The organism is Pseudomonas sp. Sample_16 (assembly GCF_004307665.1).
GTDB lineage: Bacteria > Pseudomonadota > Gammaproteobacteria > Pseudomonadales > Pseudomonadaceae > Aquipseudomonas.
The window spans coordinates 1-8,614 of record NZ_RCOB01000180.1 but is presented as its reverse complement, the minus strand read 5'-3'; the positions used below and the strand labels follow the sequence as shown (position 1 = coordinate 8,614).

Sequence of the window (8,614 nt, the reverse complement as noted above, 5' to 3'; positions counted from 1 at the left end):
CAGCCGGCCATTCCGATGATCGAACCCAAGCGCGTCTTGCGCGCCCTCGCTGAACACTGGGCACTTCTGGAGCCACTGTGCGAGCACTTCGACCAAGGCACACTGAGCCTCAACGAATTGCGTTCACAGTTGGCCGCCCAGCAACTCGACAGTACGCCGCAGGACATCACCAGCCTGCTGGATGTGTGGATTCGCCTCGATATTCTGGTTCCCGTGGCGAAAAGCCCGAACCGTTTCGAACTCAACGCGCAGATTCACGACTTCCTCGCCTATCTGCGCCGTGAACACCGTCTGGGCCTGTGCCTGGAGATCGAAGCCTATCTGCGCCACCTCGAGCGTCTGGCCGGTTACATCCAGGATGCATTCGATATCCGTGACGGCAATGACCTCGCCCGTCAGTTGCGTCTGCTCGACATGCGCGTCCGTGACGTACTGAAAAAGCTCGATAACGACGAACAGGCACTGGTGGCTGTCGCCGAACGGGCGAAAACCAGCGACCGACAGATTCCGCTGCGTCAGCGTTACGCTGAAGTGCTGGCGACCTGGGACGAATACGTCGAACCGATGATCGATCTGGTGAACGCCGATGGCGCCTTCGAACAAGGCGTGCGCAAGGTCGAAACTGTCCTGCTGAAAATGCTCAGCGAACAGCAGCGGCTCGGCCACCTGGTCGATGACGACATGCTGCTGCGCACCCACGCGCGCATCCTCGAAATGCAGACCAGTGCCCAGTTGACCCTGCGTCACGCCCGCGAACTGCTGCTGCCGCTGCGCGAAGAAGCGCGGCGGCACAACGCGGTGACCCGTGGCGCCGCGCTGGCGCTGTCGATGATCCGCCGCAAAGGCATCGACGCCGTACCGCAAGCGGCCATGCCGATGTTCACCCGCCCGCAAAGCACCTTTCTCGGCAGCGCCAGTCAGGTCGAGGCCTACGTGTACGCTTTGGCCCGTTTCGAACCGAAACCGGCGCGCTTTCCCAAGGCGCACAAAACCCACAAGGGCGGCGATGCCCCGCGTGCGCCACGCACGGTCCGGGAAATGCTCGAGCGCTGCGAGGACGCCTTGCCGATGCCGGATCTGATGACCTGGCTGCTGGAACAGGAACCGGACGGCGCCACCGACGAATTGCTGTACTGGTTCTCGCGCCTGTCGAGGGAAAAACGCTTCAAGCGCGAACGCCTGGAACGTCGCGACTACTTCACACATGAGCACCAGGTCAGCCTGCGCTCCTTCGCCCTGCTCTCGGCCGGCCCTGACGCTACCGAGGATTCTGCGAGCACCCCTTATGCATCTTGATCTATCCGAACTGTCCCAACTGGCGCCGATCTTCCGCGAGCTGTTCAAGGGTTACCACGTCAGCCGCCGCGATCCGGAGCTGTACGCTCAGCTGTCGAACTTTCAGGACCAGTACCGCACGCTCTTCAAGGCACTGGGTTTTGAACTGGTCTGCGACACCCGTGGTTTCTACTATTTCGTACCGGACCTCGCCGCTGCCGCGGTAAACAAGACGGCCCAGCGTCTGGCGCTGTTCACCTTCATCCTCGTCGAGCATCTGGCCGATCAGGGGCGCGATCCGATCGCCGTGCTCGACGGTGGGAGCCTCGGTCGCGACGAACTGCCATCGTTGCTGGAAAAGTACCGCGACCTGTTCATTCAGGCCGAAGTGCAGACCCAGGACGAACTCGAAGAAAAGATCATGCGCCGCATGACCCAACTCGGTTTCGCCAGCGAAGAAAACGGCGTTTACCGCTTTCTGCCGCCGATGCACCGCTTCCTCGACGTCTGCCTGTCGGTCCAGCAAGACCGAGACCTGGCCGCCAGCCTGCACAGCGTCTTGCCACTGCCCGTGCCGGTGCTGATCGACGAAGACAGCGACGAAAAACTGCTGCAGACCGACGACCCGCTGGACCTGAGCGAATTCGAAAGTGAAAGCGAAGAAGACGCCCTGGCCCGCGCCATTGCCGAAGAACAGGAGCTCGACGCATGAGCAAGGAACGTTACGGCATCCGCCGCTTTGCCCTTCTGAACACCGCCGGCTACAGCCTCGGCCTGTTTCCGCTGGAAGAACCGTTGTCGGTCTACGGCGCGAACAACCTCGGTAAATCCGCTTCGATCAACGCCTTGCAGTTCCCGATTCTGGCGCGCATGTCGGACATGAGTTTCGGCAAGTACAGCCTGGAACAATCCCGGCGTTTCTACTTCGCCTCGGACACCAGTTACATTCTGGTGGAAGTGAACCTGCCCCACGGCCCACACGTGATCGGCGTGGTCGGGCGCGGCCCGGGCGGTGGTTTCGGTCACCAGTTCTTCGCCTACGCCGGTAAGCTCGATCTGGCTCATTACCAGAAAAACGACACCTGCCTGCGTCAGAAAGAACTGTTCACCAACCTCGAGCGCGAAGGCCTGAAAGCCTATGAACTCAAGCCTGATGAACTGCGTCGTCTGCTGGTCGGTGGTCACACATCGATTCCGCTGGACCTGACACTGATTCCGCTGCGCTCCACCAGCGAACAGAGCCTGAAGACGTTCCGCGCGTTGTTCATCAACCTGCTGCACATGCGTGAAATTACCGCGGCCAAGCTCAAGCAATTGTTCCTCGATGCGTTCGAGCACAGCCTGCGTTCCGGTAGCGTCGATTACATTGCCGCGTGCGAAGAAGCCTTCCGCGATGTACGACGGATGGAGCAGGACTACAACTCGCTGGTCGCCGCCGGCCCACTCGTCGAAGCGTTGGCCAATGGCGTGAAGCAGCGCGACATCCTGCGCGGCAAGCTGCACCGGATTTCGCCACTGCTCGATTCCCTGCTGGGCACCTGGTCGGACTACGCCAGTGCGCGCAAGGAAGAGCTGACCATTCAGGCCGAGCATTACCGCAACGAGCAGGACGCCCTGCAAAACGATCAGCGTGGCGGCACCCAGGAATTGATGCGCCTGGAGCGGGAAATCACCGGCATCCAGCGCTGGCTCGGCGAACTGGCGGTGCTCAAGCACCGCTTTGCCCTGGTCGATGACGTCAAAGTGCTGGAGCAGCAATTGCTCGCGGCCAAAGACGCTCACGATGAACTGGCCGGTGCTCTGGCTCAGTCGCGCCAGTTCAGCGCCGAAGATCTGGAAGAGCGCCTGCGGGAGCTGGAAAAACGCCTGAAGTCGGTCAAGCAGCAACTCGACCATGCCGACAACAACAGTTATGCGCGCCTGCGCGAAGAGTTCTCGCAGCAGGACGTCGAGCGCCTGATGCGCCTGTTCAACAGCGCATTGTTCAGCCTGCCATTGGGCGAGCACGGCATCACCCTCGACGAGAACGGCGACTGGGTGAAATCCGTGGAACTGATCCTCGACGGTTTCAAAGGCGAGCGCTTCGAAGTGCCGGGCCTGTCCATCGACATCTCGCACATCGAGCCGCCAGCCTTGCAGGCGCTGGCCGACCGTGCAGCGTTGCGCGATCAGAAAGAGCGTCTGGACAAAGAACTCAAGCAACTGAAAACCCAGCAAGCCGTGGCTGCCGACCGCGCCGCGAGCAAGACCCAGACCGAAGCGCTGTACCAGCAAGTGCTGGACGCGCAGAAAGCCCTGGAAGATTTCCGTCGCGCCCAGACCTTGAGCGCTGAAGAAGGCGACAAACTGGAACAACTCGCGCAAATGGAAGCGGCGCAGGACGAGCTGAAGCGCTCCAGCGATGCGTTCACCGAGCGCGTCCAGCAACTGTCAGCCAAGCTGCAACTGGTCGGCCGCCAGATCGGCGACATGGAAGCCAAGCAACGCACCCTCGACGACGCATTGCGCCGCCGCCAGTTGCTGCCGGCGGACTTGCCCTTCGGCACGCCGTTCATGGACCCGATCGACGACTCCATGGACAACCTGCTGCCACTGCTCAATGACTATCAGGACAGCTGGCAAGGCCTGTTGCGCGCTGATGGCCAGATCGAAGCGCTGTACGCGCAGGTCCGCCTCAAGGGCGTGGCCAAGTTCGACAGCGAAGACGATATGGAGCGTCGCCTGTCACTGCTGATCAACGCCTACGCGCACCGTACCGATGAAGCCCTGACCCTGGGCAAGGCCCGTCGTGCCGCTGTGACCGACATCGCCCGCACCTTGCGCAACATCCGCAGCGACTACGACAGCCTCGAGCATCAACTGGCGCTGTTCAACCGCGAGATCAACAAGCGTCAGGTGTCCAACCTGCAGAGCTTCCGCATCGTGCTCGCTCCCAACAAGGAAGCGCTCAAGCACATCGACCAGATCATCCACAGCGCCGGTCAGTACGAAGAAGGCGAAACCCTGTCGGTGTTCGACCTCAGCCAAAGCGCGGAACAGGACAACAAGAACGAAGAGGCCAAGGAATATCTGGCTCGACTGGTGGCGGCCAACCACAACCAGCTCGGCCTCAAGGACTTGTTCGAACTGGCGTTCGAGATCACCAAGGTCAACGGTCAACCGGTGATCCACACCGACATCGATGGCGCGGCCTCCAACGGCACCACCATGACCATCAAGGCGCTGACCAACATGTACTTGTTGCTGCACTTGATGGACCGCGACCTGGCCGGGCGTGTGCGCTTGCCGTACTACCTCGACGAAGCCGCGGACATCGATGAGAAGAACCAGGCTGCATTGCTGGAAACCAGCCTGCAACTGGGCTTCGTGCCGATTCTCGCGAGTGTGAAACCGCAGGTTTGCGCCAGTGTCGCGATCGACCTGGAAGGCGGAAGCGGTCCGGCGGGCATCTACATCGACGAGGCGGACTGGAAGTACATCCGTCGTCACGATCAAGTGAAGGCAACGCTCAACGTTGCAGCGGATGAGCCGGAACTGGATGCGGTTTGATCCGGTTTAGTCGAAGGCATTAAAAAGGCCGCGATCCAATGGATCGCGGCCTTTTTCATTCTTACCGGCTTACTTGCCGAGGGAAATTTTCGGTGCCCAGGTCAGCCATTCCTCTTCGAACTTGTCGAACAACGGGAACGTCTGTTCCGGCCGCACGGCGCTGCCCATCCGCTCACCGTCCGGCGTGGCAAACGCAACGCCGCCCTGAATCATGGTTTCCAGCGACTCGGTTCTCACCGTTGCGCCTTTGAAAAGACCGACATCGAAATCAAACCCGCTGGTATTCCAGAAGCGCGTACCGCTACGCACCAACGGCGCATATTTAGGCTCGATCAGGATGTGGATAAGCACGCGGTCCGCCGTCTGGCCCAGCTCATACCCCGTCACCTTACCCACGGTGATTTCGCGATAGGTCACCGGCACCCCGGCTTTCAACGAACCTCGGCGGGCAGCGCTCAGTACCAGGCTTAATCCGGCTTCAGCCTTGGCGGTTTCGGGTGGACTGGACAGAGCCACAAAGTTTTTCTGCGGGCCGAGGTTCTTCGCGGCTGGCTGCACTTCGATGTATTGCCCAGTCACCAACGTTTCAAGGTTGGATGTCTTGATCAGCCCCAACTCAGGCTTGACCACCCAGAACTCGCTGCCAACTCGCGCGATGCGCTCGGGTACTTCGGTGATGCGTGCCGTCAGCAGTACCGATTGAAGATCATCACTGAGGTCAACGTTCTCGATCTTGCCGACATCCAGACCCTTGAAGCGAATGGGAGTCCCTGCTCGCAACCCATCGGCGCGATCGACCTTGATCGTGATCACCGCGCCTTTCTGATTGGCTTCCTCATGGCTGGCGAACAGGCGGAACCGCGGAATCCGTTTCTGCAATGGCGCATTGGCCTGCGGTGTTTCAAAGGCAATGCCGCCAGCCATCAGGCTTTGCAGCGACTCACTCTTGACTTGAATCCCGCCGGTCAACCCGCCCGTCAGCGTGATACCGCTGGCATTCCAGAACCGCGTCGAGGCGTTGACCAGGTTTTCGTACTCCTTCTCGATGTGGACGCCGATCACCAACTGGTTTCTTTTACGCGAGAACTGGTAGCTCTGTACCGACCCGACTTTCACCTGTTTGTAGAGAATCGGGCTGCCGACTTCCAGCGAACCAAGGTTCTCGGTGAACAACACCAGGTGCAGACCCGGCGAGCGCAGATCCAGCGGCGGCGCCTTGGGCCGCGCGACGAACTCACGTTGCGGCGCTGCACCTTTGTCACCGGGGCGCACAGCAATGTAATTACCTTTGACCAATGCCTCCAGGCCGGTAATGCCGGCCAACGAAATGGACGGCTTGACCACCCAGAACTGCGTGCCGTCGACCAGGTAATCCTCGGCCAGCGGGTCCAGCGTCAATTCGGCGCTGGCGGCGGAGAGATCCGGATCAACCTTGAGCGCCTTGAGCGTGCCGACCTGAATACCTTTGTACATGACCGGCGTACGACCAGCCTGTAAGCCTTCGAAGTCACTGAGCTTGACCTTGACCTTGATACCCGCTGCCGCTGCATCGAAATCCTCATACAGACGGAACGGCAAGCTCGGATCAGTAGGCGGACTGTCCTTGCGGTTTTCCGGCGTTGCAAAGGCAATACCGCCGGCGACGATACTGGCCAGAGATTCGCTGCGTACCTTCACGCCTGACAGATTGGCATCGATGCTGATGCCGCTGGCGTTCCAGAAACGCGTGTGTTTACGCACCAGCTTGGCGTAAGTCGGCTCTATAAACACCTTGAGTTCAACGGTGCTCTGATCCTCGGAGAGCACGTAACTCTTGATCTGTCCCACTTTGATCTGCTTGTAGAACACCGGACTGCCACGGTTCAAAGAGCCCAGTCGATCGGCTTTGATCGTAAGGTGCAGGCCGGGTTGAGCATCGGAAAGCGGCGGCTCTTCGGCCAGTGCCTTGAACTTGCGAGTGGGCTCGCCTTCACCGGGGCTGATCGCCACATAGTTACCCGAAACCAGCGTTTCCAGGCCGGTGATACCAGCGAGCGTCACACTCGGTTTGACCAACCAGAAACGCGTGCTGGTCCGAAGATATTGCTCGACATCCTTGTTCATTTCGACGGTGGCGATGACGCCCTTGGAACTCCCTTCATCATCGAGCTTGAGGGTTTTCACCTTACCTACCGACATGCCCTTGTAAACCACTTCGGTCTTGTTGGCCTGGATACCTTCGCCGCTCTCGAAACGCACCTGTATCTCGATGCCGTTCTCGTTATAGGCACGCCAGCCGAGCCAGCCGCCAATAATCAGGGCGATCAGAGGTAACACCCAAATGGCTGACCAGTTCGAGGCCGGTCGGGTTTTCGCTACAGGCAAATCAGTCATGGTCGTCGTCCGACTCCGTGTTATCCCAAATCAGTCGGGGATCGAAAGTTACTGCGGCAAGCATCGTCAGAATTACCACGCTGGCAAAAGCGACCGCACCTGGATTGGCTTCAATGCTGGCAAGCCGCCCAAAATTAACGACCGCCACCAGGATGGCGATCACAAAGATATCGAGCATCGACCATCGCCCGATGAATTCAATAAAGCGGTACATCCAGATGCGTTGACGGGCCGACAAGGGTTGACGGCGCTGCACCGAAAACAGCAGCAGGCCAATACCCACGAGTTTGAACGTGGGGACCACGATACTGGCGATAAACACCACGGCCGCAATGGGGAACATACCGTAGTGAACCAGTTCGATCACACCGGCCATGATCGTGCTGGGCGCACCTTTTCCAAGGGAGTTGACGGTCATGATCGGCAACATATTGGCCGGTATGTAAAGAATGGCAGCCGTAATCAGCAAGGCCCAGGTCCGAACCAGACTATTCGGGCGGCGGGCGTGAACCAACGCTCCGCAGCGTGTACAGACTTGCTCATCGGTATCAGCTTCCTGCCTGTTCAACTCATGACATTCCGCACAAATCAGAATGCCTGCATCAATCGCCCGCATGGGCATCTTCTCCTGACAAAGCCTGCCAGATCTGGTGAGGTGACATGACGACCTCCAACCAGACCTGAATCAGCAACAAACCAATAAAGCACGCCAGACCAAGTCCTACGGTGATTGCTGCCATATCGGCCAGTTTGACGATCGCCACCAATACGCCCATGAGGTACACCTCAAGCATTCCCCAGTCGCGCAAGTGGTGATAAATGCGGTAGAGCAGCAAGCCGTAACTGCGCCCGATATTGAAACGGATGCTCAGTAATACGATCAGTTGACACAGCAGCTTGAGCAGCGGGATGGCCATGCTGCACAGAAACACGATCACTGAAACGCTTTGCATGCCTGTGTCAAAAAGCGCGACCACACCACTCCAGACAGTGTCGTGAGCCGATTGCCCGAGTAGATTGAGTTGCATGATGGGTAAAAAGTTCGCCGGGATGTACAACAGCAGCGCCGCTATGACCAGGGCAAGACTTCGCTGCACGACGTTGTGACGGTGGGCATAGAGTTCATAGCCACAGCGCGGGCACAGGGCTTTCTCGCCATGAGCGAGCTTGGGCTTGCGCATCAGCAAATCGCACTCATGGCACGCAACCAGATTTTCTAGTGGTAATTCTGACAGCCCTGGGGTGTCAACCGGCTCTGGCATAAGCCCTCTGAATCTGAAAAAGTTGGACCTATTCTAGTGTCCTGGGTGGAAAATAACTGTGCAAATTTGTGTCGCGCATGACACGTTTTTCTTGCGCACAAAAACAAAACCCCAACTGCTTTCGCAATTGGGGTTTCGGAATTTAATCTTGACGA

The 8,614-nt window shown here is 58.9% G+C and carries 6 protein-coding genes; 3 read left to right on the top strand and 3 right to left on the bottom strand.

Annotated elements, in window-relative coordinates:
- The first annotated feature begins 15 nt into the window (after positions 1-15).
- Genes mksB through mksF form a run of 3 tightly spaced genes read left to right on the top strand, consistent with a single transcriptional unit; the run spans position 16 to position 4,824 of the window.
- Positions 16-1,296, top strand: coding sequence for an Mks condensin complex protein MksB (gene mksB, locus D8U69_RS24445; RefSeq protein ID WP_056853293.1), 1,281 nt, complete (start codon positions 16-18; stop codon positions 1,294-1,296).
- Positions 1,286-1,987, top strand: coding sequence for an Mks condensin complex protein MksE (gene mksE / locus D8U69_RS24440; protein ID WP_056853294.1), 702 nt, complete (start codon positions 1,286-1,288; stop codon positions 1,985-1,987). Before mksB ends, mksE begins: the two co-directional genes overlap by 11 nt.
- On the top strand, positions 1,984-4,824 hold the full coding sequence (gene mksF, locus D8U69_RS24435; protein WP_056853295.1) for an Mks condensin complex protein MksF: 2,841 nt from the start codon (positions 1,984-1,986) through the stop codon (positions 4,822-4,824). Before mksE ends, mksF begins: the two co-directional genes overlap by 4 nt.
- 69 nt (positions 4,825-4,893) lie before the next feature.
- Here the strand turns inward: mksF and D8U69_RS24430 are convergent, their stop codons facing one another.
- From D8U69_RS24430 to D8U69_RS24420, 3 genes are read right to left on the bottom strand one after another with little or no spacing between them, the layout of a single operon-like run.
- Positions 4,894-7,197: an MlaD family protein gene (locus tag D8U69_RS24430; RefSeq protein ID WP_130904047.1), complete on the bottom strand. Its 2,304-nt coding sequence runs from the start codon at positions 7,195-7,197 to the stop codon at positions 4,894-4,896.
- Positions 7,190-7,813, bottom strand: coding sequence for a paraquat-inducible protein A (locus D8U69_RS24425; protein ID WP_056853297.1), 624 nt, complete (start codon positions 7,811-7,813; stop codon positions 7,190-7,192). Before D8U69_RS24425 ends, D8U69_RS24430 begins: the two co-directional genes overlap by 8 nt.
- The gene (locus D8U69_RS24420) at positions 7,800-8,459 is read right to left on the bottom strand and encodes a paraquat-inducible protein A (protein WP_056853298.1); all 660 of its coding nucleotides are present in this window, start codon (positions 8,457-8,459) and stop codon (positions 7,800-7,802) included. Before D8U69_RS24420 ends, D8U69_RS24425 begins: the two co-directional genes overlap by 14 nt.
- Between the last annotated feature and the right edge of the window lie 155 nt (positions 8,460-8,614).

What these genes read in the sequence shown, in the direction of transcription:
- mksB (WP_056853293.1), top strand. Translation starts at nt 16, where the DNA reads ATGATCGAACCCAAGCGCGTCTTGCGCGCCCTCGCTGAACACTGGGCA.
- mksE (WP_056853294.1), top strand. Translation starts at nt 1,286, where the DNA reads ATGCATCTTGATCTATCCGAACTGTCCCAACTGGCGCCGATCTTCCGC.
- mksF (WP_056853295.1), top strand. Translation starts at nt 1,984, where the DNA reads ATGAGCAAGGAACGTTACGGCATCCGCCGCTTTGCCCTTCTGAACACC.
- D8U69_RS24430 (WP_130904047.1), bottom strand. Translation starts at nt 7,197, where the DNA reads ATGACTGATTTGCCTGTAGCGAAAACCCGACCGGCCTCGAACTGGTCA.
- D8U69_RS24425 (WP_056853297.1), bottom strand. Translation starts at nt 7,813, where the DNA reads ATGCGGGCGATTGATGCAGGCATTCTGATTTGTGCGGAATGTCATGAG.
- D8U69_RS24420 (WP_056853298.1), bottom strand. Translation starts at nt 8,459, where the DNA reads ATGCCAGAGCCGGTTGACACCCCAGGGCTGTCAGAATTACCACTAGAA.